The 21,830-nt window shown below is 54.8% G+C and carries 23 protein-coding genes; 8 read left to right on the forward strand and 15 right to left on the reverse strand.

Annotation, left to right across the window (positions count from 1 at the left end):
- Positions 1–60: 60 nt before the first annotated feature.
- On the forward strand, positions 61–270 hold the full coding sequence (locus tag SJY13_RS13355) for a hypothetical protein (protein ID WP_377191426.1): 210 nt from the start codon (positions 61–63) through the stop codon (positions 268–270).
- 105 nt (positions 271–375) lie between these two features.
- Here the strand turns inward: SJY13_RS13355 and SJY13_RS13360 are convergent, their stop codons facing one another.
- The 3 genes from SJY13_RS13360 to SJY13_RS13370 form a co-directional block, all read right to left on the reverse strand.
- On the reverse strand, positions 376–696 hold the full coding sequence (locus SJY13_RS13360; protein WP_377191427.1) for a DnaJ family domain-containing protein: 321 nt from the start codon (positions 694–696) through the stop codon (positions 376–378).
- A gap of 196 nt (positions 697–892) precedes the next feature.
- Complete coding sequence (locus SJY13_RS13365; protein WP_377191428.1) at positions 893–1,999, reverse strand: alkene reductase; 1,107 nt, start codon at positions 1,997–1,999, stop codon at positions 893–895.
- Positions 2,000–2,121: 122 nt separating this feature from the next.
- Complete coding sequence (locus SJY13_RS13370; protein ID WP_377191429.1) at positions 2,122–2,724, reverse strand: TetR/AcrR family transcriptional regulator; 603 nt, start codon at positions 2,722–2,724, stop codon at positions 2,122–2,124.
- 570 nt (positions 2,725–3,294) lie between these two features.
- On the opposite strand from SJY13_RS13370, the gene SJY13_RS13375 reads away from it, so the two are divergent.
- A complete protein-coding gene (locus SJY13_RS13375; RefSeq protein WP_377191430.1) occupies positions 3,295–3,714 on the forward strand; it encodes a hypothetical protein in 420 nt (139 codons plus the stop codon).
- A 329-nt stretch (positions 3,715–4,043) separates the two neighbouring features.
- Here the strand turns inward: SJY13_RS13375 and SJY13_RS13380 are convergent, their stop codons facing one another.
- The 12 genes from SJY13_RS13380 to SJY13_RS13435 all read right to left on the reverse strand — a co-directional run bounded on the left by SJY13_RS13380 (position 4,044) and on the right by SJY13_RS13435 (position 14,517).
- Positions 4,044–4,814 carry a lysophospholipid acyltransferase family protein gene (locus SJY13_RS13380; RefSeq protein ID WP_377191431.1) on the reverse strand — a complete coding sequence of 257 codons (771 nt, stop codon included), beginning with the start codon at positions 4,812–4,814 and terminating at the stop codon, positions 4,044–4,046.
- A 938-nt stretch (positions 4,815–5,752) separates the two neighbouring features.
- Entirely contained in the window at positions 5,753–6,382 is a 630-nt protein-coding gene (locus tag SJY13_RS13385; RefSeq protein ID WP_377191432.1) for a hemerythrin domain-containing protein, read from the reverse strand.
- Positions 6,340–6,882, reverse strand: a complete 543-nt coding sequence (locus tag SJY13_RS13390) for an antibiotic biosynthesis monooxygenase (RefSeq protein ID WP_377191433.1) — start codon at positions 6,880–6,882, stop codon at positions 6,340–6,342. Before SJY13_RS13390 ends, SJY13_RS13385 begins: the two co-directional genes overlap by 43 nt.
- Positions 6,879–7,109, reverse strand: coding sequence for a hypothetical protein (locus SJY13_RS13395; RefSeq protein WP_377191434.1), 231 nt, complete (start codon positions 7,107–7,109; stop codon positions 6,879–6,881). Before SJY13_RS13395 ends, SJY13_RS13390 begins: the two co-directional genes overlap by 4 nt.
- Positions 7,110–7,112: 3 nt before the next feature.
- The gene (locus tag SJY13_RS13400; RefSeq protein WP_377191435.1) at positions 7,113–7,313 is read right to left on the reverse strand and encodes a glutathione S-transferase C-terminal domain-containing protein; all 201 of its coding nucleotides are present in this window, start codon (positions 7,311–7,313) and stop codon (positions 7,113–7,115) included.
- Positions 7,314–7,545: 232 nt separating this feature from the next.
- Entirely contained in the window at positions 7,546–8,250 is a 705-nt protein-coding gene (locus SJY13_RS13405; RefSeq protein ID WP_377191436.1) for a ThuA domain-containing protein, read from the reverse strand.
- Entirely contained in the window at positions 8,247–9,119 is an 873-nt protein-coding gene (locus SJY13_RS13410) for an NAD(P)-dependent oxidoreductase (RefSeq protein ID WP_377191437.1), read from the reverse strand. Before SJY13_RS13410 ends, SJY13_RS13405 begins: the two co-directional genes overlap by 4 nt.
- Positions 9,119–10,639 carry a sugar ABC transporter ATP-binding protein gene (locus SJY13_RS13415; RefSeq protein WP_377191438.1) on the reverse strand — a complete coding sequence of 507 codons (1,521 nt, stop codon included), beginning with the start codon at positions 10,637–10,639 and terminating at the stop codon, positions 9,119–9,121. Before SJY13_RS13415 ends, SJY13_RS13410 begins: the two co-directional genes overlap by 1 nt.
- Positions 10,636–11,637, reverse strand: coding sequence for an ABC transporter permease (locus tag SJY13_RS13420; RefSeq protein ID WP_377191439.1), 1,002 nt, complete (start codon positions 11,635–11,637; stop codon positions 10,636–10,638). Before SJY13_RS13420 ends, SJY13_RS13415 begins: the two co-directional genes overlap by 4 nt.
- Positions 11,638–11,650: 13 nt before the next feature.
- Positions 11,651–12,625, reverse strand: coding sequence for an ABC transporter permease (locus SJY13_RS13425; protein WP_377191440.1), 975 nt, complete (start codon positions 12,623–12,625; stop codon positions 11,651–11,653).
- 61 nt (positions 12,626–12,686) lie between these two features.
- A complete protein-coding gene (locus tag SJY13_RS13430) occupies positions 12,687–13,484 on the reverse strand; it encodes an SDR family oxidoreductase (protein ID WP_377191441.1) in 798 nt (265 codons plus the stop codon).
- 76 nt (positions 13,485–13,560) lie between these two features.
- Complete coding sequence (locus tag SJY13_RS13435) at positions 13,561–14,517, reverse strand: sugar ABC transporter substrate-binding protein (RefSeq protein WP_377191442.1); 957 nt, start codon at positions 14,515–14,517, stop codon at positions 13,561–13,563.
- A gap of 303 nt (positions 14,518–14,820) precedes the next feature.
- Between SJY13_RS13435 and SJY13_RS13440 the strand changes: the two genes are divergently transcribed.
- The 6 genes from SJY13_RS13440 (at position 14,821) to SJY13_RS13465 (ending at position 21,816) form a co-directional block, all read left to right on the forward strand.
- Positions 14,821–16,563 carry an extracellular solute-binding protein gene (locus tag SJY13_RS13440; RefSeq protein ID WP_377193645.1) on the forward strand — a complete coding sequence of 581 codons (1,743 nt, stop codon included), beginning with the start codon at positions 14,821–14,823 and terminating at the stop codon, positions 16,561–16,563.
- A gap of 18 nt (positions 16,564–16,581) precedes the next feature.
- A complete protein-coding gene (locus tag SJY13_RS13445; RefSeq protein ID WP_377191443.1) occupies positions 16,582–17,391 on the forward strand; it encodes an SDR family NAD(P)-dependent oxidoreductase in 810 nt (269 codons plus the stop codon).
- A gap of 63 nt (positions 17,392–17,454) precedes the next feature.
- Complete coding sequence (locus SJY13_RS13450; protein WP_377191444.1) at positions 17,455–18,753, forward strand: M24 family metallopeptidase; 1,299 nt, start codon at positions 17,455–17,457, stop codon at positions 18,751–18,753.
- A gap of 55 nt (positions 18,754–18,808) precedes the next feature.
- A complete protein-coding gene (locus SJY13_RS13455) occupies positions 18,809–19,804 on the forward strand; it encodes a thiamine pyrophosphate-dependent dehydrogenase E1 component subunit alpha (protein ID WP_377191445.1) in 996 nt (331 codons plus the stop codon).
- Positions 19,805–19,814: 10 nt separating this feature from the next.
- On the forward strand, positions 19,815–20,810 hold the full coding sequence (locus SJY13_RS13460) for an alpha-ketoacid dehydrogenase subunit beta (RefSeq protein WP_377191446.1): 996 nt from the start codon (positions 19,815–19,817) through the stop codon (positions 20,808–20,810).
- Entirely contained in the window at positions 20,800–21,816 is a 1,017-nt protein-coding gene (locus SJY13_RS13465; protein WP_377191447.1) for a biotin/lipoyl-containing protein, read from the forward strand. The genes SJY13_RS13460 and SJY13_RS13465 overlap by 11 nt, the downstream gene beginning before the upstream one ends.
- Positions 21,817–21,830: the final 14 nt, after the last annotated feature.

Below are 21,830 nucleotides of genomic sequence, written 5' to 3' on the forward strand. Positions count from 1 at the left end.
ACGAGCTTGGTGGGGTCGATATTCAAATGCAGCGCCACAAACGCGCTATCGATTGCGTGGATGCTGCTTGGCGGTTCGCTCATTTCCCCTCCGGTAGTTTCCTGTCAAGCGAGCCATTTCCTGTTGCTGACCCTCGAAGTTCAGGTTGCTCATGTCCTCAAGAAACCACTCAGCCTTTTCTTTTCGGAGCGTCGCCGCCCGCTTGCCATTGTGAGTTATGGACACGTCACCGTTCTTGGATTGTTTGAACGAAAATCCGAGGTCTGCTGAATTCATCTGGGTAATACCTGGCCTGCGTTCTATCCCTGGGGTTATATGGGCTTAATATGACAGCTAATGTTATTTTGGGTGCAATACGATCTAGGTTCCCGCCAGTTACGTCGTTTTGTAGAAATTTTGACGGGCTTCTTGTTCGATTGACAGGCGCATCTGCAAGTCTGCCAATTTGCACATTTCTTTTTTCCTTGCAGTAAGATCCGTGGTTTCTTGAAAGACCTTCCGTTGCTCCTCCACTGCTTTCTTCAAAACGATTTCGCTTGGCAATACACCCGCTTCCGCCATGATCCCGAAACCAGCTGAAACGATGTTACCGTCGTCGCGCAGTGACAAAGGTTTCCCCTCACCCTTGAGGTTGTCCAACTGCCCTCCCGCTTGTGCTTTGTGGATCTGGTTCTCGATCAGTGTTCGCCACCACATGGAGCTTCCTCCAAAGAATGTCTTATACTCGGCATATATGGATGGAATTGCTTTATGTCAACTGAGTTGACGAATTGTATATCAAACTTCCCCGCTTCAAGAATGGATATTGCCGTAACCGCTAGGTGAGCGCATGCAAACCGGCGCGCTCACTTTGCTTGGTATTGCCTATCACGACGGAGTTAAGAGCGATGTATTACTCTGCGGCAACCGCTTCCTCTGCCAGTGCCGGGTAATCGGTGTACCCTTTTTCATTGCCACCGTAGAGGGTAGTTGGATCGAGCTCATTCAGAGCGGCGCCTTTCTCCAACCGGTTGACAAGATCAGGGTTGGAAATAAACGGCCGGCCAAAGGCCACCAGATCGACGGCTCCGGTTTCGACCGCTTCAACCGCCATTTCCCGGTCATAAGCGTTGTTGCCCATTTTCGCACCGTCAAACAATTCATAGAGCGCCTTCAGATCGCCACCTTCCGGAATATCGCGCGGGCCACCGGTCTGTCCTTCTACGAGATGGAGATAGGCCAGCCCATAGCCATTCAGCAATTTGACCGCATGAGAGAATGTCGACTGTGGGTCGCTGTCGGAGATGTTGTTGGCGTCCGAGAATGGGCTGAGGCGGACACCAACACGGTCGGCGCCCCAGACATCGACAACCACGTCCATGACCTCTTTCAGGAACCGTGCTCTATTCTCGACAGGACCGCCGTATTCGTCTTCACGCTTGTTGGATTCGTCCCGCAGGAATTGATCGATGAGGTACCCGTTGGCTGCGTGGACCTCGACACCGTCGAAACCGGCCTCTTTGGCGTTTTCCGCGGCCCTCCGGTAGTCCGCAACGATGCCAGCAATTTCTTCGATGGCCAGAGCCCGCGGTTCAGAAGTTTCAACAAACTGCTCACCATCAAACGTCTTGGCCTTGGCTCCAATTGCGGATGGTGCAACAGGGGCGCCACCATCCTGCTGCAAGCTGGTATGCGAAATCCGGCCCACGTGCCAAAGTTGGATTACGATCTTACCGCCCTCGGCATGGACGGCCTCAGTCACTTTTTTCCAGCCGTCAACCTGTGCTTGTGAATAAATGCCCGGGGTCCAGGCATAGCCTTTGCCTTGGGGCGAGATTTGCGAAGCTTCCGTGATGATCAGACCAGCACCCGCCCGTTGCGCGTAGTACTTGGCCTGCAATTCATGGACGCTGTCATCCTCGGCTCTCGCCCGGTTGCGGGTCAGTGGCGCCATGATAACGCGGTTTTTCAGCTCGATTGCACCAGCCTTGATGCCGGAGAACAGTTTTTCATCAGCCATTGCTGCTTCCTTCTTTGGTTTACTTCGTTCAGAAAATTTTGGACTATTTAGTCCAAATTTAAGGTCGCGATTTCTTGTTGGAACTTTTGTTACGTTTCATGCCCTTATTTTTAGGGGAGGACTTAAGGCGAAATCACCAACCGGGCTTGTTTCAGGGTTTGCGATATCCGCTCTGCGGGAACGCCTGCCTTGCGTAAAGCCAGCGTGCCGATTGCAAGAGAGGCATAGGCACGCGCTTTGTCGAGTGCCTGGCCCGGATCTGAAGGCTCGAGCGCTCCTGCAATAATTTCGTCAATACTCTCCAAATGGTGTCGCCCGAGATCAGTGACTTCATCATCATGCGGGGCAAGCTCCGTAAGGCAATTGATCAGCATGCAGCCGTCACGACCTCCTTGCGGGTTCGCCAAAGCTTCCATTATCGCGCCAACGGGGTCATCTCCACCCGCGTCCGCGACGTCACGCAGAGTTTTCAAACCACGCCTTGAATAGTGGCTGAGGGCTTTAAAAAACAAAGCCTGCTTGTTGCCGAACGTTCCATAGAAGCTGGACCGGCTCAAATCCATGGCCTTGGTCAGATCATCCACGGACGCGGTCTCGTAGCCCTTGTGCCAGAATACGCACAAGGCTTTTTCCAAAGCCTCAGCCTCGTCAAAGGCACGAGGTCTACCCGGACCTGCGGGTGATTTGATGTCGCCATTTGGGGGAGTTTTTTTGCTCATGCGCATGATTTGGAATGATTGGTCCAGAAATTCAAGGCGGCGGTGAGAAATTTTTGGAATGGTCAGTCCGTATTGTGATCAGAGAAAGGAATTTAGGTCGGTAGAAATACAAAACCTCCCCGTCGCGCTTGGTGTCACGCTAATCTTAGGATCAGGACTGTTTTTCTTTTTGCGGGAGTGTCAGACGAAGAGGATCGTGATCGTGATCGTAGAAAAGAGAGTTCACCCTCGGTACTAAATTCCAACACTGGACAGATTGACTGGTGGCTTTGTCCAATGCGTTGATGTTGATCACTCACAAACCAGAGATTGGTTCGGTAGATCCATGGCCAATGCCCTCAGCTTGTGAGGATTACTACTCCAATGAGTAACAAAGCCACGAATTCAGAACTGGTTTTACGAGCATCAGTACGGCGGGCAATTGTAAGAAAACCAACAATAATTTCAGCGCGCTAGGTTAAAATAGCGAGGTTAGCTGAAGTTAAGTTTGCCCAATGTGAACTTCTTAACTTTGGCTAGAACGATTTTTTGGCAGTATCGTTTCATGAGTTGTTAGTGAGTTCAGTGAGTAAGTAGATGTATTTACATAAATTCGAGGGGCATTGTTGCGCGGTCAATGACATCCGGATGGATGATTTTGCGCGTGAGTATCCGTTGCTGGACGATGTCGGCGTGCACGCACAATGGCAGAAGGGCTCCTGGCAGATCACGCGGATAGCCGACATCTGGACACGAACCGGGAAGGTACTTTCGTTGCCTTACAATGGGGCCAACGCCTATCCATCTTTCCAGTTTCCTGAGGATGGAACCCCGCTTCCTTTGATGGAAAAAGTGTTGGAAGCCCTGCCACGTGAAATGACCCCGTGGCAATCCGCGTTCTGGTTAACCTCACCCAAATTGGAACTCGGAGGGGAAAGCCCGGCAGTTCGCATTCAGACCGGCGATGACAGCATAGTAGATATCGCAGGCGAAGCTGGTGGTTTGATGGCAGCTTAGTGTTAGCTTTTGGTCACTCATACGTCGTACAGAATCTGGCAAGTTCGTGTCTCCCCTGCTGTTTCTGCCTCCGGCAAGAATAGCGAGAACAGGGCACTCAAATGTCCGTTCTCTGCTGAGGGTTCAGAGACAATACCAAGCAGTCCAACCATAGATAAGACTGGCTAAGAGCATACTGCAATACGGGTCCTAACTAGTTCTTCGCATATCGATACCCGTTGGAGAAAAACCCACCGACAAGTACAACTGTTCCGCAAATCTGTTATCTGCCGCTACGTGTAGCCGAATCTCTACAAACTCGGTTTCTGTATATTTCTGTCAAACAGACTTCACCGCTCAAACACAGCCATCATCTGCCTGCGCAATCGCGCCAGATCCTCATCCACACTAGCGGTAGGATCGCACGCGAATGCTGGCAATGCCTCCACACGGATCGTCCCGCTGCGCGGTAAATGTTTGCCGCGTGGAAGTAGACTATCGCTGTCGTGGATGACAATAGGGGTGATCGTGCGACCGGTTTCTCGGGCGACTAAGACTGCACCCGCTTTAAAGTCCCCTAGCGATTCTGTTTTGGCTCGGGTGCCTTCTGGGAATAGCACGATGGAACAGCGGGCGGGCATTTCCTTGACAGCCTTTATCAGCGTATCCATGGCAGTTGAGCCGGAGTCCCGGTTGATAGGGACGAGACCCGCTCCATCAAAACCAGTGCGCAGGAGTTTGCTGTTCCAGAACTCTGACTTCGCCGCGAAAGTGAACCATTTGGTGTCGGGCACCACGTGCATGAGACTGAAGCCATCGAGATGGCTACGGTGGTTAACCACGATGATGCTGTTGGTGTCGGCGGCGAGGGCATTCTTTTCCTCAGGACACATCTCGACGCGGATGCTGAGGAGCCACAGCAGGCGTGAACATGACCGTTTCACCAGGCGCCAATACCAACCCCGAAACCCTCTGCGCCGAACGCAAAGAAGAGGGGCAAAGGCCACGAAGAGGAAATAAAACAGGCCGATAAGAACCAGTATAGCGCGCTTGATAAGGCGTATTGGCAATGGGTCAATGGCGCGAGCAGCGCGGTCTTGACCGTCAGGTGAAAGGGGCATGACGTCCTCTGATAGGGCCTGTGGCAGGTGCGTAAGCCGTGAATAAAGGCCAGCGGAGATCCTCCGGCAGCGCTTTGACATGCGCCACTTGCGAAGGAAGACAGCCACCGCAGACCTCTCTATCTGTCGAAGCCAGTACCAGATCAATGAGAAAAGACGACGTAGGGGAATGTATCTTGGTGCTTCAGTGTGACTTGAGTACCAACTGACCGGCCTTGGCATAGAATATCGGTAAGAGCCCAGAGCCGCCGTTCACAAGCTACTTGATCTCTGCGCGTGCATGCGTCCGCTAAGCGGGATTTACAGCCTTTCGCTGCGGCTGCGCCAAGACCTGCTTTACACGTTTCACATAACCAGCTTGCGCTGCTATGAGAGTTTTGAGTTAGGTCATTGGAGCAAATTATCCGAATGAAACAAGGGTTTTCACCGCTTATCATTGGGTTGGCAATGGTCTCTTTTGCCGCGTTTTATTGGTACATTGATGCAAGTAGAAGCCACGAAGCTGAGTTGTTGGCTTCGGAAGTTAAGACGTTCTTGGAAAATCATAGGACTGAAAGTTCCAACCACTTGACTGCGTATCAGCAGGCGCGACAACTGAGCCACTTAACCCAAAGTCCTAATAGAATGCTTCTAAGCATGCTCTCGTTGGTGATGGCAGTACAGTTTTTCTCAGTGTTCTTTAAGAACACCAAAGGGAGGCGGATCGTTCAAAGAATCTCTGAGGCTTGGACCTGGCGGCCATAAACACCTCCAACCGATCCAATTTGCCGCAAACCGGACGTTGTGGCCCAACTGGAGCGACGAGCCCGGAGCTGCCCTTGGTCCCATTTCCGCTTTCGCACGTGCAGCAGGTCGCAAACCGGACATTCCCAGGCGCTTCGCAGATGGCAGGGCAGCGGGACAAAACCGACCTTCAGTCATGCGAATTCAATGACCGATTATCCATGACGCAAGAAGATCGGAATGATGACTTCTTCCTCATCCCAGATATGGCGATTGAGAATATTTTCCAATGCTTGGCCACCTTCATGCAAGCCTGCCAGTTGGTCGCGTGTGACCACGGGATCGTTTAGCTGGTTCAGCGCTGCTTGCGTGCCATCCAGTGCCGCATCCAATACCTTGTGGTCGTCATCCAACAAAGAGAACCCAAGGTTTAGTTCGGGGTACATCAATCCAAATTGAGGGAAGTATCCGTGATCTTCGATCTCGTGATGATGATGTGCAAATCCGATCAGGTTCTTGGCAAATGGCAGCAAGTTCATCTGCATGACGGCCTGGCTAACATCGCTGGCAGGCACGTCTAGCAGCTGTTCAGTACCGCGCGAAAGCTGTACAGCACCATCCAGCAAGTTGCGATGGATCGACCTAAAGAAGCTCGCTTTGCCACCAAAACGCGGATGATCTTTCCATTCAGATCGCGTGCTTTCTAGCAACGTTTCTTTGACCGAGGATGGAAGCCCTTTTCGTTTGCTGACGTGGTATTCCGGCAGATCATAGTCGAGGAGCATTATCGTAGCTTTCTGAATCACTTTGCCATGAGCCAGGGACGCAGCAAATTGCTGAGCCACGGCATGATGGGCCACGTTAAGAGCGCAGACAGAACGATCACGATGATCAAGACCTGCAGAAACTGCGGCAGGCCACCAATGATGGGTGAACTCAGCGCCATCAAAAGCATCAACATCGGGTAGACGGCAGCGGCGCTCATGGCAGTGCGCTTCCATGCTGGTGGCAAATGTGGGGCCGATCCCTCCGCATGATCCACCCACATCCCTAAACCAATGGCCTGCACATGCTGCGCGGGACCGCCGGTGATGGCTTCGATCTGCGTCAACTTCTCGCGAATGGCTGGGTTTTCCCGCCACTGCGTCACAGCGGCTTCATCAGACCACCGCGACAACACTGTGTACGCGACCTGATGCGGGCGGCTGTGCCGCACGGTATCGACTGACAAGAAGCCGTTCTGGGCTTCGAACAATCGGTGCAGTTCTTCGACAAGCGCCTCGTAGCGAGCCTTGGCCTCCATTGGGACATGGTCCGTTACCGCCAATGTTACTGAATCGCTCATAGCACCAGCTCCGGTCCAGCAGGCACAATGCCGCTTGGATTTACACCGCGCAGGCTCGCCCAATAATGGGTCTTGATCTGATCGAACTTCACCGTGTCGGCGACATCGCCATGCTGATAGAGTTTCTTGCGCAGAGCCGAGAGATTTGGGTAATCCGCAATCCGTCGAATATTGCATCTGAAAAGCGCGACATAGACCTGATCGAAGCGGATCAGCGTTGTGAACAACCGTCAGTCGGCTTCGGTCAACTGACCACCCACCAGATAGGCGTTGCCTTCTAACCGCGCCTCAACCGTGTCCAGCGCCGAGAACAGATCGGTGACTGCTTCTTCATATGCATTCTGCGCTCCGGCAAAGCCGACTTTCGCGCAGGGCGCAGCACTCTGTAAATTGGGCTTGCTGCTGACTTTCTCTGCAGTGAGACTGAACAAGGATTTTTATGAGCCCTTACCAGCCATTGCCGAGTGACTTTGCCGCTGTGGGTGCATTCGGCAGGTCACAGACCAAAGCTGACTTTCACAATCAGATCCGCCTCTGCGTTGTCGTATCCCCAAAGCAGGCGTTGGTCGATGTCGCAACGTTGAGGCGTCTCGGATACGGAAAATCGTTAAATTGGCAACAACAGCTGCAGTCTTGGCTTAGTGAACAAATCTCAATTAGGATTTATTTTTCTTTAGCTGCCCAAATGGCACCCCGACGAATAATCTCGGTAACCTGAGGGTGTTTCAAGTCGTCCAATTCATGCCCAATTGAGCAATAAAACACACGGCCGTTATCCCAGCGGCGCTTCCAGACCACCGGTATGACCGTTCCTTCGATCCACCACAGATGGTCACCTGAGAAGGTCGTCGTGGCCAATACATCATTGGAAGGGTCGATAAGCATATAGTATTGCTCGGTTGTTAGTCGAAAACTCCTGATCCCATTGACGATCGGGTCATCCGGTTTGCAGATAGTAACATCATAATCAATGTAGTCCTCACGCGGTTGCAGGTTGTCCGGCCACCCTGGTGGGTGGGCGACGAACTGGCCGCCGATCAGGAAATGATAGGTCGGGCGGTCGCGGAATGCATCTCCCATATGGCCGTGCCATCCGGCCAGCCCGCACCCATCACCGATCAGCTTCAAAAGCCCATCTTCCTGCGGTTTGGTCATATTCCCGTATTTGTCTTTGTGACCCGACCGGGCCGAAGACCAGATTGGTGTGATCAGATCCAGATCAGCCAGCACGTCTGGGTTCTCCAGCGGTTCCAGCGTGTCGTAGACATCGACTTCGAACCCGTTTTCCTTCAATAGAGCTTCGTACCAATCGCTGAATTGCGTGGGGGCATGGCCTTCCCATCCACCAACAAATAGTGCGGCTTTCATTCGGATTTTCCTCGCATGTAGTTGAAGATGGACGCCATGTCGCGGATATCGAAGCCCTGCGCTTCGGCGTCTTTCAAAACCTGAAAGGTGATCTCGGACTGCGGCATCGGTACGCCGACTTGCTCAGCTAGATCCAATGCCAGACCGACATCCTTACGCGCCAGGGCAACCGTAAAGGTCACGTCCTGGTTTGTTTCGTCCAGGTAAATCGGGCGGCGGAATTTCAACATTGGCGCAGCAGCGGCCGAGTTTTCAATCACGTCGAATGCGCGTTCGGTTGCGATACCTGCATTCTCGGCCAGACAGAGCGCCTCTGAGACTGTCTGATTCATCCCGTGGATCAGCAAATTCACGGCCAGCTTCATGGCGGCACCCGCGCCGACCTGATCCAGCCAAATTGTCTTGCGCCCCATTGCATCAAAGAGCGGGCACAGCAGCGCGCCTGCAGAAGCGTCAGCGCCAGCCATGATCAAAAGAGCGGCCTCTTCAGCGGCGTTGGTGGCCCCGGAAACCGGTGCGTCAATAAAGCGTTTTCCTGCCGCCTCGGCGGCCTCGGCGATCTCTGCGACCAAGGTAGGGCTCATGGTGCCCATCTCGACCAGAACTGGTGCACCCGAGGCGGTGATCAGCCCGTCATCCCCCAAATAGACTGCCCGGGCGGCTGTATCGTCGGCCAGCATGGATATTACGACCTCGGAAAGGCCCGACAACTTTGCCGGAGTGGCCGCAATGCGACCGCCAACGGTTTGGACAAACGCTTGTGCTGGACCTTTGCTTCGGTTCCAGACGGTCAGGTCATGACCCGCTTGGGTGCAATTTGCCGCCATCCTCCGCCCCATGCGTCCCAGTCCTGCAAAACCAACCTTCATCACGCGACCTGCGGCGAGCCGGTATCAGCAAGGCCCGAGATCGCGCGCACCAGGCTGTCTTCGGTTACTGCCTCAGAAGTGAATTCTTGCGTGATTTTCCCCTGGAACATGGCGTAGATCCGATCCGAAACATGCAGGACTTCCGGCATTTCTGAACTGATCACAATCACCGCATAACCCTGCGCGGCGAGGTCGCGGATCAGGTTGTGAATCTCGGCTTTGCTACCGACGTCAATGCCGCGTGTTGGCTCGTCAACGATCAGGACATTGGGGTGCATGGACAGCCATTTGCCAATGACGATCTTTTGCTGATTGCCGCCTGATAAATTGCCTACAAGCTGCTTCCACCCCGGGGTTCTGATATCCAGACGATCACGGTATTGGTCAAATATCGCGATTTCGGCCCCTTCGGCCACAAATGGCCCCGTCTTCAAATCATCCACTTGCGGCAGAGACATGTTATCCCGGCAGTTCATGCCCAGCACCAACCCCTGGCCTTTTCGATCTTCGGGTACCAGTGAAATGCCCTTCTCAATCGCATCCGAGGGCGATTGAATGCGTATCGCCTGACCATCAATCAAGATTTGCCCGGCAGACGGATCGCGCAGGCCAAACAGGGTTTCGGCGATCTCGGTGCGGCCCGCTCCGACGAGGCCATAAAACCCGACAACTTCCCCGCGTCGGATCTGAAAACTCACGTTTCGATAAAGGTCGCCGCAACTCAGATCGCGCACTTCCAGGGCCACGTCCCCAAGTTCGTGGTGCGAGACGTTGCGGGACAGGTCCAGCTTACGCCCGATCATCATTTGGGTGACGGCTTCTTCATCTGTGTCAGCAGTGATCGCGGTACCAGTATGTTGCCCATCGCGCAGAACGCTGACCCGGTCTGTAATTCGGAAAATTTCCTCCATCCGATGGGAGATATAAATGATGCCCACATTCCGCGCTTTGAGGTCCGCGATCACCTCGAACAGCACGTCTTTTTCGGTGTCTGTCAGTGACGCGGTGGGTTCGTCGAATATCACAACCTTTGCATCAACCGTCAGAGCACGGGCAATTTCGACCATTTGCTTGTTCGCAATCGACAGCTCTCCGACAAGGGTTTTGGGCGTGAACCCGACTTTTAGCCGATCCAGAATTTTCGCGGTATTGGCATAGAGCGCCTCCCAATCGACCCGCCCGTAAGATTTGCGAGGCAGCTCTCCCAGATACACATTCTCAGCCACGGACAGTTCATCTGCGAGGCTGAGTTCTTGATGAATGAATACAACACCCATGGCCTTAGCCTCCAATGGGGACGCCATGATCGTAGGTGTTTCCGCAATCAGGATCTGGCCGTCGTCTGGTTGATAAATGCCCCCCAGAACTTTCATCAGCGTTGACTTTCCAGCGCCGTTTTCACCCATCAGCGCATGGACCTCGCCCGGCATGACCGCAAATGAGACCCCATCAAGCGCACGAACCCCGGGGAAGGTTTTCACGATCCCCTCAAGACGCAGGGCCGGTGTGTGTTCGGTCATATCTTCAACTCCTCGGCACCTTTGCGGTTTAGCTGCTTATCCAGATACAGCACCGCAATCAGGATGAGGCCGATCACCAAATTGACGGTCGACGTATCGGCCCCGATATGGCCAAGTCCTTTGCGCAACAGCTGGATTGCCAACACGCCGCCAAAGGTCGACACAACAGACCCCGCGCCGCCCGTTAGCTTGGTGCCACCCAGGACAACAGCCGTGATGATCCACAGCTCGTACAGCTCGCCGTCATTTGGATTGACTGACCCGCTTTCGGAATAGAACACAACAGCTGACAGGGCCGCCAAAAACCCGATGATCATGAAATTGATCATCATATGGGCTCCGACCCGGATACCCGCATTCACCGCCGCTTCGCGGTTGTCGCCGATGGCATAAGCGTTGCGCCCGTGGATGGTGCGGGTCATGATGAACCAGATCACCAAGGTCACGGCCAGCAGGAACCACGTGGCGGTGTGCAGGCCAAGAAACTGGGCTTCGGCAAAATCGACCAATGTCCAGTTCAGCTGACTTGTCGGTTGCTCGCCGTTGTACATGAAAACCAAGCCGCGATAGCCAAGCATCGAACCCAAGGTCACGATGAATGCATCTACCCCGGTCTTCCAGACGATCACACCGTTGATGGCGCCCAGAACAATCCCGGTAAGCAAGGCTAGACACCACGAGATTGGGATAACCCAATCGCCTAAACCTGCGAATACCGGCCAGGTCAGACTGTCCAGCAGGACGATGGCACATAGTGCAAAGGTTGCCCCGACGCTGAGGTCAATATTGCCGTTAATCATGACGATGGTCATACCCATCGCAATGATCCCAATTGGGGCGGATTGTTTGAACAGCAACAGCATGTTGTCGAGATCCATGAAGGCCTTGTCGCTGAGCGACATGAATTCACCCGCGATGCTGAAAAAGATCAGCTCGAACAGGATAAAACCCCATATGGCGCCGCGCTTCAGGAATGTGCTCAGAGTACCAGCTTGCATGTATCCGTTTCCCTTACGCGATCGGTGACCAAAGCTTGCCGCGTTTGGCCGCAATATCGAGCCAGACTGCCAGAATGATGATCACCCAGGTCACGACGTATTGGACGTAGAATTGAAGACCGACGAGCAACAGCCCGTTCTGGATAAACCCAAGCATCAGGACTCCGATGACGGTCTTGAAGATTGTTCCGGACCCGCCCAACAAAGATGCCCCGCCAAGGATCACTGCCGCCAGCACCTCAAGCTCTAGCCCTTGCCCCACAGTGTTCTGGCTGCCCATTGAACGGCTTGCCTGAATAAGGCCAGCTGTCGCCACACAAAATGACGAAGCCAGATAGCAGGCGAACACGACCCGCGCCCGGCGGATGCCTGAAAAGGTCGCGGCAACGCCATTGCCGCCCACAGCATAGACCTTGCGGCCAAAGGGCGTTTTGGCCAGCACAATTCCCAAGAATGAAGCAAGCAATACGAACAGCAGAATTGGCACAGGAATACCCAGCGCCTCGCCTTGACCAAACACGCTGAACCAGGTCCCTTCCTTATCGGCGATATCCATGTTTTTGCCGCCGGAATACGTGAGCGTCAGCCCATGGATGGCGGACAACATACCAAGCGTCACAATCAAAGAATTCAGCTTGAGGTAACCGACAAGAAACCCGATCAGCGCCCCCAGGCACATCGTCATGGCAAACATTGAAGGGATCGCCAGGGCTGGCCCGATCTTGTCGTGAAGATCCAGCACAACAATGGTCGAGAAAGACATCATCGAGCCAACCGACAGATCAAGATTGCCGCTGATCACAACGAAGGTCACACCCAGCGCCATCACGCCCAGAATGGCAGATGAACGGATGACGCCCATGATGTTGTCTGGATCCAGAAACCTTGGATTCGCCAACGTAAATCCGATGATAAACACTGCGAAGGCCACAAGAATGCCCTGTCGGGCCAATATGCCTCCGATGTCGGATTTCCTTAGTTGCACCATCCCGTTCTCCCTGTCTCCGTCATGCCGGAGCGTATTCTTGCGCCTGCAGCGCACGCGGTTGTCAAACCAGCGTCATTCCACCATCGATCATCACGATCTGGCCGGTCATGTAGTCACTGTCTGATGACGCAAGGAAGGTCGTCGTTCCGGTGATATCCTCGGGCTGCGCAACACGTCCGCGCAATATCTCTGCCGAAAACTCTTCCATTGCCTGCCCTGGCCGTTCGGCTGCCCCGATCTCCATCAGGTCGCGGTCGACCTCTTCCCACATTTCCGTCGCGACCACACCCGGCGCAAATCCCGTCACCGTGATACCATGCTTTGCCAAATCCCGAGCACCAGACTGGGTCAGCGAAACAACAGCCCATTTCGAGGCACAATAGGGTGCCACATTGTCAAAACCTTGCCGACTGGCAATGGAGGCGGTGTTGATGATCTTTCCAGCGGTGCCTTGCGCAATCATTTGCCGCGCGGCCTCTTGCATACCGATCATGCATCCCAACCCGTTTACTCCCATGATGAAATGCCAGTTCTCATCAGTCACATCGAGGAAATTCATCGGCTTGTTGACACCCGCGTTGTTGAATTTCACATCCAGTTTTCCAAACATTCCCACGGTGTGATCAATCATCGCGCGGACTTGCTGGCGGTCGGTCACGTCGACCGCTGCATGGGTGACCTGGCCACCATGACGTTTGGCGCGATGCTGGTTCTCGGCGGCGACCTCGGCCACCTTGTCTGCGTTTATGTCGGCAAAGCAGACATCTGCGCCGTCTTCCAACAGCGCCTCACCGATGGCGCGTCCGATACCTTGAGCTGCCCCTGTGACAATACAGGAACGTCCAGAGACCCGCCCCATGGGTTCCTCCCTATTCTCTTAAAGTGATAAAAAATGCGCAGAGCCCACCGGGGCTCAACGCATCTGAGGAGAGGCTTTAGAATACGGGCTTGGTATAATCGCCCATGTTGTCCTGAGTGATCTTCGGCGTGTCGAAGTAGTTCAGGAATGGCAATTCCTTGCCATCAAGCGTTTCTATTGCTGTCTTTAACGCGGCCTCGGCATCGTCAACAGGCGACTGGTAGATAGATCCCCAGTATTCGCCACGGCCCATTGCCTCATACCCAACGGCAAAGTTGGTTGCGCCGACAAAGATAATGCCTTCGCGACCTGCCGCTTTTGCTGCGTTCAGTGCACCAACACCCATGTTGTCATCACCGGAATAGACGCCATCAATGTCATCGTATTTAACAAGGAAGGCTTCCATGACTTTCTGGGATTTCTCACGATTCCAGTCGCCCGGCTGCGTTTCCACCAGCGTTACATTGGGGCAGACTTCCGGCAGGCGGTCATCAAAGCCCTTTTGGCGCTCGATGGCCGTTGTGTATCCGGGCTGACCTGAGATCTGAACGACGCGCGCCTCATTCTCGATGCCCATATCCTTGAACTTGTCGCATATGATTTCTGCGGAACGCGAACCCTGTGTGATGTTGTCAGGCCCCGAGAAGGATGAGACGAACGGAAAGCCAGCTTCGGCGATGTTCGAATTGGTGACGATGACAGGAATACCGGCTTTGTGGGCCTTGCGCACCGCAGGGATCACGGCCTCGCCATTGGTTGGCCAGATAATGATGGCGTCGACTTCCTGTTGGATCAGGTCTTCCATTTGGGCGATCTGACGCGCAACGTCGCCGCCCGCGTCCAGGACAACGACATTAACATCGCTGTTTGCTTCGGCTGCGGCAATAAAGGCTTTTTCGTAAGTGGTCTGGTAGCTGTCGACGCCTACATTGTTCTGCGTAATGCCAATTGTCTTTGTCTCGGCCAGTGCGGCCCCGCCGAAGGCAGTCAGGGTCAGGGCGGTGGTCGCAACAAGAGTTTTGCGGATATTCATTCGGTTTCCTCCCGGGTAACTTCTTTGTCTTGCCAACTCCCGTCTTTCCTCTGCGGGAATCATTATCCTCTGAGCGGATTAGCCCCGACAGGATGGCGAAATCCGCAAAGCTAACAGTCCTCGAAAATATCCAGATTGAGAATCATGGTATCCAGAACGGATATCTAAGCAATACTGCACCACGATCATTCTGAACATTTTGAGGGGGAGGGCAATATGAGCGAATCGAATTTGTCCAAATCGAACAATCAAGCGTCGAACCCGGCGCCAACTCCTGAAAAGGGTGCAAAGCGGTACAAACCCATGGACGGCTCAGCTTCGACATTTCAGCAAGGTTTTCATCAGGACAAGACTGAAATGCTTCAGGTTGTCTCGTTCCTTGAGAGTTTTTGCGAAGAGTTGGAAGACGTGATCGAGGCGTTTGCCCCGAACCCGTTCTTCCTGATGTCCCTGTTTCTGATCCGCAACCATTTCGAGGGAAAAACCGTCACGCCGACGTCACTCATCTCGGCCTCTCATATTCCCTATGCCACTGCGTCGCGCAGAGTTAAGGAGATGATCGAGAAGGGTCTGATCGAACAGCGCCCGCGCACCAGCTCGGGCAAAAGCTTCTCTCTTCATCCCAGCGAGCATCTTCTTGATGGATGGATGCAGCTCTCGACGCGCATTCGGCGTCTGGCCGAGCTTAAATTCGGAGCGAGTGAAAAACGCCCCGAATCCACCGACTACTATTTTGGTGGATCCTATATGGCGACTAAGTCGATCCCACCGCTGCAAGTGCTCGGAGAGCCCCTGAAACTTGCCGGTGGCGTTCGTGTTCTTGTCCATGGCGATCCGACTTTCATGGTGATGGAAACGCTTAAGCGTCAGTTTGAACAGGTGATTGGATCACCCATTCAGCAACGTGCGTTTTCGATCGACCGTCTGCATGAAGAAGCCCTGAAGAACGCAGAACGCCCGACCAGCCGCTATGACATCATCGCCGTTGATCTGCCCTGGATCGGTGAGTTCGTCGAGAAGGGCGTATTGCAGCCGTTGGAAGAGGTGATGGATCTGGACGTACTAGATCCGGCCGACTTCCATACTGCTGGCTGGAAAGCGGCGCATTGGGCTGGCAAAGCATATGGTGTCCCCGCCCAGACCACGCCAGAGCTTTTGTTTTATCGACGCGATCAGTTCGCCGAAGCAGGGCTGGAACCCCCTGCGACCACGGATGAACTGCTGACGGCCGCGCAGGCACTGCACGACCCGCAACATGGGCGATATGGCATCGCCTGGAACGCGGCGCGCGGAACTGCTCTTGGGCATACATTCTTAACGACGCTTTCGGATTTCGGGCAACCGATCGTTGATCTGGACGAAATTGCCGGCGGTTTTGACACTGAAAACCTGCATCACGACACCTACAAATTCACCATCGACACAGCCGCCGGTCTGTACGCCGCTGAGTATCTGATGGAGCTTCTGAAATACTCGCCACCCGATATCCTGTCGATGTCGTGGTATGAACGGATCCGTCCCTATGCGGCGGGCAAGGTGGCGATGGCCTATGGCTACACTCTGCTGGCGCCATATTTTGAAAGCGATCCGTCCTCGCCCGCGTTCGGGCAAACCGGTCTGCTTCCGCATCCCGCCGGTCTCGGCGCCACTCAGGTGGCCCCGGTTGGTGGCTATGTGATGGGCATCCCGTCCAACCTGCCACCAGAACGCCGCGCGGCGGCCGCAGAAGCGCTGCGGGTCTTCACCTCTCCCGAGGCACAAAAGCTCTACGTCCAGAACGGGAGCCGGACCAACCCGCGCTACTCGGTCGGGGCCGACCCCGAGGTGCGGCGATCCTCACCAATCTTTGAGGCGGTGGACGCGATGTCCTGGCGGGATGAACTGCAGTTTTGGCCACGCCCACCAGTGCCCGAGATCAGCGACGTTATCCGCATCTGCGGCGAAGAACTGCACGACATGCTGCGTGGAATGGTCCCCCCGAAAGAGGCCATGTACCGCGCGCAGACCCGAGCCGACGCAACGCTTGAAAACAAGCGACGAAGTTAGAACTCCAAGGAGAAGATCATGGACCTCAATCGCCTGAAAGGTAAAAATATTCTGATTACTGGTGCCGCCCGCGGCATGGGTCAGGCCAATGCCGAAAGTTTTGCCTCTCAGGGTGCCAATGTCTGTATCGGGGACCTTGACCATATTGAGGCGGAAAAAGTCGCGGATGGCATCAATGCCAGCGGCAACGGCAAGGCGATTGCGGTAAAAATGGATGTGACCAAACGCGAGGACAACGCCGCAGCCGTTGCCGCGACAGTCGATGCCTTTGGCAGCATCAATGTGGGCCTGTTTAACGCAGGTCTCAACAAGCCCCGGTTCTTCATGGATATCGATGAAGACAACTGGGACATGATCATGAACGTCAACACCAAGGCGATGTGGCTGGGCATGCAGGAAACTGCGCGCCAGATGATCAAACAAGGCCCGATGGAGGGCCATCCTTACAAGATCATCAACGTGGGGTCGATTGCCTCGCGTAAACCGCTTGTGGATGTGACGGTATATTGCACGTCGAAATACGGCTGCCTGGCACTGACGCATTGCGGTGCCGTCGCATTGTCCGAGCACAGCATCACCGTCAACGGATATGCGCCGGGGGTGGTCGTTACTCCGCTGTGGGAACAACTCGACAAGGACCTTGTCGATATCGGGTTCAAGGAACGTGAAGGGCAAGCCTACGAAGACATCGTCCGCGATGCCCTTCAGGTTAAGCGCGTGTCATATCCCGATGACATTGTTGGCACCGCGTCGTTCCTGGCGAGCGATGACAGCGACTATATGACCGGTCAGATGATCCATATCGACGGCGGCTGGTGCATTCAGTAGCGCCGCAATTTTGCAGAAAATCCAAATGAAACACAGGTGGCTCGACCGCCTTGAGGAGCCGATATGTCCAGAGCATTAATGCCCAACCTGCTGACCCCGCAGGATCTTGAACCCAACTGGCAATGGGAGGGGCGACTGCCTGCCTGGGGCCATACATCGGTCGATTTTGAACGCAGGATCGATCATGACCGACTGCGTCGCTATCGCCTGGCTCGTACGCGTGAGGCATTGATCGCTTCGAATGCCGGTACGCTTCTCCTCTTTGATGTGAATAACATCCGCTACGTGTCATCCACCAAGATAGGTGAATGGGAACGCGACAAGATGTGCCGCTTTTGCCTGCTGACCGGTGATGACGCCCCATATGTCTGGGACTTCGGGTCCGCCGCGATGCATCACAAGAAATATTCGGATTGGCTGGTGCCGGATCATTGCCGTGCCGGCGTCGTGGGCATGCGCGGGACCATCCCGCCAGAGTTCGGATTGATGCGCAAATACGCCAAAGAGATCGCCGGGTTGATCCGGGATGCCGGGATGGCCGATATGCCTGTCGGAGTGGACTATGCGGAAACAGCGATGTTCGAGGCGCTAAAGGCTGAAGGCATCAACGTGGTTGACGGCCAGCAGATCATGCTGGCTGCACGTGAGATCAAGAACTGGGATGAAATCCAGCTTTTGACGCAGGCGGCATCGATGGTCGATGGCGTCTATCACATGATCTATGAAGAGCTGAAGCCAGGCGTGCGCGAAAACGACATCGTCGCCCTGTCCAACAAGATGCTTTATGAGATGGGCAGCGACGACGTCGAGGCGATCAACGCCATTTCCGGCGAACGCTGCAACCCGCATCCTCATAATTTCACAGACCGGTTGTTCCGTCCCGGCGATCAGGCGTTTTTTGATATTCTACAATCTTATCAGGGATATCGCACTTGTTATTATCGAACGTTCAACATTGGTCGCTCAACGCCCGCCCAAAACGACGCCTATGTGAAAGCGCGCGAATGGATCGATGCGTCGATTTCGATGATCAAGCCGGGTGTCAGTACTGACAAGGTTGCTGCCGTCTGGCCCAAGGCGGAAGAGTTCGGATTCCCGGATGAAGCGTCTGCGTTTGGCCTGCAATTCGGTCACGGGCTTGGGCTGGCGCTGCATGAGCGGCCCATCATAAGTCGCGCGGTCAGCCTTGATCACCCGATGGAGATCAAGACCGGGATGGTGTTTGCGCTTGAGACCTATTGCCCGGCCGCCGACGGTTACTCTGCCGCGCGGATCGAGGAAGAGGTCGTGGTGACAGAAACCGGTTGCGAGGTGATCAGCCTGTTCCCGGCCGAAGAATTGCCAATCGCCAACCGCTACTGACGCGGATCGATACGGCCCCGACAAGGGCCGGTTTTACCCATTAGGAAAGTTCGCCATGAGCGTCGCAAGAACTAACACCGAGGACTATCTGCGCATGTACGCCCAGATGGTTCGCATCCGGACATTCGAAGACAATGCCAACCAACTGTATCTGTCAGCCAAAATGCCGGGGCTAACCCATATGTATTCCGGCGAAGAGGCCGTTGCGGTTGGAATTTGCGAGGCGTTGCGGGTAACCGACAAGATCACCTCGACCCACCGTGGTCACGGCCATTGCGTAGCCAAGGGCGCGAATTTCAAAGAGATGTTCTGCGAATTGTTGGGCAAAGAAGAAGGCTATTGCCGTGGCAAGGGCGGGTCCATGCATATCGCGGATCAATCCAATGGGAACCTTGGTGCAAACGCGATTGTCGGCGGGTCGATGGGCATCGCTACCGGGGCCGCCTTTTCCGCCAAGCTGCTGGGCAAGGATGACGTCACCGTCTGTTTCTTTGGCGATGGCGCTACGGCGCAGGGCTTGATGTACGAGGTCATGAATATGGCCGCGCTGTGGAAGTTGCCGGTCATTTATGCATGCGAAAACAACGGGTATTCAGAATACACACGCACCGAGGAAATCGCTGCAGGCTCGATCACGGCGCGGGCCGAAGCCTTTGGGATCGAGGCCCATCAGGTCGATGGGCAGGATGTCTTGGCGGTGAATGAGCTGACGCAGAAACTGGTGGAAAGCACGCGTCGGGGCGAAGGACCGTTCTTTATCGAACTGATGACCTATCGGTATCACGGCCACCATGTGGGCGATATCAACCGCGAGTACTACCGTTCCAAAGAAGAAGAAAAGGACTGGAAGGAAAACCGTGATCCGATAACACGGTTCCGGTCCTGGCTGGTCGCCGAGGGTATCACCTCGGAAGAAGAAATTGAGGCGATGAATGCCGAAATCAAATCCGAAGCTGTAGCGGCCGTCGACTATGCATTGAACGCAGACTACCCGGACGTATCCGAGGTCGACATGCATGTCTTTACTGACGTCAAACACGCACTAGCCTGAGGAGAAGATTATGCGAGAGATAACCCTGTCTCAGGCTGTTAACGAAGCGTTGGCCGAAGAAATGCGTCGCGACCCCACGACCTTCATAATTGGTGAAGATGTTGCCGAGGCGGGAACACCGTTCAAGATCCTGTCTGGCCTGGTTGAAGAATTTGGAACAGATCGTGTGGTGGACACGCCAATCGCAGAGCCGGGTTTCATGGGGCTGGCTGTCGGTGCCGCGATGACCGGGACCCGCCCCATTGTCGATTTGATGTTTGGCGACTTTCTCTTTCTGGTGATGGATCAGCTGTGTAATCAGGCCGCAAAGACACACTATATGTCTGGCGGCAAGATGAACGCGCCTTTGGTCCTGCGTACCAATCTGGGGGCGACCCGGCGCTCCGCTGCCCAACATTCGCAATCACTGCACGCCCTTGTGGCCCATATACCAGGCTTGAAAGTAGCTTTGCCGTCTTCGGCCTACGAGGCCAAAGGGCTGCTGAAAACCGCCATTCGCGACAACAACCCGGTTGTGATCTTCGAAGACAAGCTAATGTACAACGACAAAGCGCCAGTACCGGAAGAGGAATTCCTTATCCCCTTCGGTGAAGCCAACGTGAAACGTTCGGGCACCGACATAACCCTGATTGGGACGTCTTCGATGGTCCAGGTCTGCGAAAACGCCGCCGACATATTGTCATCCGAAGGGATTTCAGCTGAGGTGATCGACCCGCGCACAATCGTCCCGTTGGATGAAGAAACACTGCTGACGTCTGCTCGCAAGACCAGCCGTGTAATCGTGGTTGATGAGGGGCATCAAAGCTATGGCGTCACGGGCGAAATCGCCAGCCGTATCAACGAAAAAGCATTCTACCACTTGGATGCGCCAGTGCTGAGGATGGGGGCCATGGATGTGCCTGTTCCGTTCTCGCCCGCCTTGGAAGACATAACCGTTCCAACCCCGGAAGGCGTCGCCGAAAGCGCGCGCAAACTTATGTCAGGGGAAATGTTCCATGCCACATGAGGTGATCATGCCAGCCTTAGGCATGGCGCAGGACACCGGTCTTTTGGTGAATTGGCTGAAAGCGCCGGGCGAGGCGGTCAGCGCCGGTGATCCGCTGTTCGAGGTGGAGACTGATAAATCGACCATGGAGGTCGAAGCGCCCGTCGATGGCTATCTGACAAACATTACCGCCGAAGCCGGAGCAGAGGTGCCGGTAGGGCAGGTCATCGCGCATATATCGGACACGGCCGACGACAGCGGCCCGCTGCCAGCGTCCAGCGATCCGGTGGATGCCCCCGTGCAGCCTACTGTCGCCAATGAGATCGTCTCGGCAATTCCTTCACCATTCGATGACAAGCGATCCGCTGAACCAAATCAAACGACGATGACAGAGAGCGGGCGCATTCTGGCCTCGCCCAAAGCGCGCCGCGTTGCCTTTGCTGAAGGGTTGGATTTGAACCGGCTAGTATCGGCCGGACATCCGCAACCCTATCATGTTGCCGATATTGAAATCCTTCGAAACCTGCCCGAGAGCAACCGCAATTCGCCGCCCACAAGCCATCTGATGCAGATCACCGCCAGCGTTCCCCGGTCCGGCACGGATGATTTCCTCAGCTGGATGCTGGAAGACGGCGGAATAACCATTGCTCCATCGGCGCTTTGGGTCAGCATTGCCGCCGGGGCACTGCGCTCCGCCCAACCCGAGCGCTTGGATTTGGCGATTGCCGTTTCGGACTTGACCGGTACCGCGACCACTTACAGGAACCCTGACAAAACCCGCCTTCTTAATCAGTTGGAAAGCCCCGACGAGAAGGCGGATTTGGTTTTGAGGGACTTGACTGACAGCCCGATAACCGGGCTGCGGCTTGGCCCGGTTGCGGCTCCAATCCTGAGTATCGCAAGCGACAACGACACCTTGCGCCTCAGCCTTGAATTCACAGCTGACCTGATGGACGACGCCGCCGCGATAGCCCTTATCTCAGGTTTTTCCGAACGGCTGGCCAATCCTTTGCTCCACCTGCTTTGACCTAAAGGGACCCC

This window comes from Ruegeria meonggei (assembly GCF_042768335.1).
GTDB classification, from domain to species: Bacteria; Pseudomonadota; Alphaproteobacteria; order Rhodobacterales; family Rhodobacteraceae; genus Ruegeria; species Ruegeria meonggei.

Bases quoted from the DNA above. Each gene is read 5' to 3' on its own strand.
- SJY13_RS13355 (WP_377191426.1), top strand. From the start codon at position 61: ATGCTGCTTGGCGGTTCGCTCATTTCCCCTCCGGTAGTTTCCTGTCAA.
- SJY13_RS13360 (WP_377191427.1), bottom strand. From the start codon at position 696: ATGTGGTGGCGAACACTGATCGAGAACCAGATCCACAAAGCACAAGCG.
- SJY13_RS13365 (WP_377191428.1), bottom strand. From the start codon at position 1,999: ATGGCTGATGAAAAACTGTTCTCCGGCATCAAGGCTGGTGCAATCGAG.
- SJY13_RS13370 (WP_377191429.1), bottom strand. From the start codon at position 2,724: ATGCGCATGAGCAAAAAAACTCCCCCAAATGGCGACATCAAATCACCC.
- SJY13_RS13375 (WP_377191430.1), top strand. From the start codon at position 3,295: ATGTATTTACATAAATTCGAGGGGCATTGTTGCGCGGTCAATGACATC.
- SJY13_RS13380 (WP_377191431.1), bottom strand. From the start codon at position 4,814: ATGCCCCTTTCACCTGACGGTCAAGACCGCGCTGCTCGCGCCATTGAC.
- SJY13_RS13390 (WP_377191433.1), bottom strand. From the start codon at position 6,882: ATGAGCGATTCAGTAACATTGGCGGTAACGGACCATGTCCCAATGGAG.
- SJY13_RS13405 (WP_377191436.1), bottom strand. From the start codon at position 8,250: ATGAAAGCCGCACTATTTGTTGGTGGATGGGAAGGCCATGCCCCCACG.
- SJY13_RS13410 (WP_377191437.1), bottom strand. From the start codon at position 9,119: ATGAAGGTTGGTTTTGCAGGACTGGGACGCATGGGGCGGAGGATGGCG.
- SJY13_RS13415 (WP_377191438.1), bottom strand. From the start codon at position 10,639: ATGACCGAACACACACCGGCCCTGCGTCTTGAGGGGATCGTGAAAACC.
- SJY13_RS13420 (WP_377191439.1), bottom strand. From the start codon at position 11,637: ATGCAAGCTGGTACTCTGAGCACATTCCTGAAGCGCGGCGCCATATGG.
- SJY13_RS13425 (WP_377191440.1), bottom strand. From the start codon at position 12,625: ATGGTGCAACTAAGGAAATCCGACATCGGAGGCATATTGGCCCGACAG.
- SJY13_RS13430 (WP_377191441.1), bottom strand. From the start codon at position 13,484: ATGGGGCGGGTCTCTGGACGTTCCTGTATTGTCACAGGGGCAGCTCAA.
- SJY13_RS13435 (WP_377191442.1), bottom strand. From the start codon at position 14,517: ATGAATATCCGCAAAACTCTTGTTGCGACCACCGCCCTGACCCTGACT.
- SJY13_RS13440 (WP_377193645.1), top strand. From the start codon at position 14,821: ATGGACGGCTCAGCTTCGACATTTCAGCAAGGTTTTCATCAGGACAAG.
- SJY13_RS13445 (WP_377191443.1), top strand. From the start codon at position 16,582: ATGGACCTCAATCGCCTGAAAGGTAAAAATATTCTGATTACTGGTGCC.
- SJY13_RS13450 (WP_377191444.1), top strand. From the start codon at position 17,455: ATGTCCAGAGCATTAATGCCCAACCTGCTGACCCCGCAGGATCTTGAA.
- SJY13_RS13455 (WP_377191445.1), top strand. From the start codon at position 18,809: ATGAGCGTCGCAAGAACTAACACCGAGGACTATCTGCGCATGTACGCC.
- SJY13_RS13460 (WP_377191446.1), top strand. From the start codon at position 19,815: ATGCGAGAGATAACCCTGTCTCAGGCTGTTAACGAAGCGTTGGCCGAA.
- SJY13_RS13465 (WP_377191447.1), top strand. From the start codon at position 20,800: ATGCCACATGAGGTGATCATGCCAGCCTTAGGCATGGCGCAGGACACC.